The sequence below is a fragment of the Actinomadura logoneensis genome (assembly GCF_003428695.1).
GTDB lineage: Bacteria > Actinomycetota > Actinomycetes > Streptosporangiales > Streptosporangiaceae > Spirillospora > Spirillospora logoneensis.
On record NZ_QURH01000357.1, the window covers coordinates 1 to 560 of the forward strand.

Consider the following 560-nt stretch of genomic DNA (forward strand, 5'->3'; position numbering starts at 1 on the left):
AACAGGTCCACCAACCCGTACAGCTGGTTGGACTTCTTGGCCGCGTCGGCCGTCTGCCTGAGCACCTCCACGTTCACGTTCGGAGTCGGCAGGTTCTGGCCGACCCGGAACACCACGATCATGAAGAGGGTGAAGAGGAGTTTCTTGCGTAGGTCCGGGGTTCGGAACGCCCGGGCGAAGGCCGTGAGCACGGATGGGCTCCATACGGATCAAGCCGCGACGCCTCTCCTGGGCGTCGGCGGACGGGAAAAGGGACTGCTACAGATCCGTGCTGGAGGGCGGTCCGCGCACCGGGTCGGTCTCGCCGCCTCGTGCGGCGGGCGGCCGGCGGTCCCCGGGGGGGAGGACGGGGCGTCCAGCGGCGTCGGGCGTGCCCGTCGCGACCGGTGCGGCGGCGCGCGCCGCGGAGACCTCGACGCGGGACGTGTCGTGCCCCGGCCGGGTCCCGTGCCGGGAGATGACGGCCGCGTAGTACTGGTGGAAGAGGGCCGCGCCGGCCTTCAGCGCCTCGCTGCGCTGGGCCGCCCGGTCCTGCGCCGCCCGCTCCTGGGCGGCGCGCC

Annotated in this window: 1 protein-coding gene and 1 pseudogene; both read right to left on the bottom strand. The window is 73.0% G+C overall.

The genetic code is table 11. The features are described 5' to 3' along the window. A pseudogene (locus DZF91_RS22705) lies at positions 1-191 on the bottom strand (preprotein translocase subunit SecY); the annotation flags it as partial. A 67-nt stretch (positions 192-258) separates the two neighbouring features. Beyond that, positions 259-560 (bottom strand): hypothetical protein (locus tag DZF91_RS40005; protein WP_199486808.1); only part of this gene is annotated, 302 nt, incomplete at its 5' end.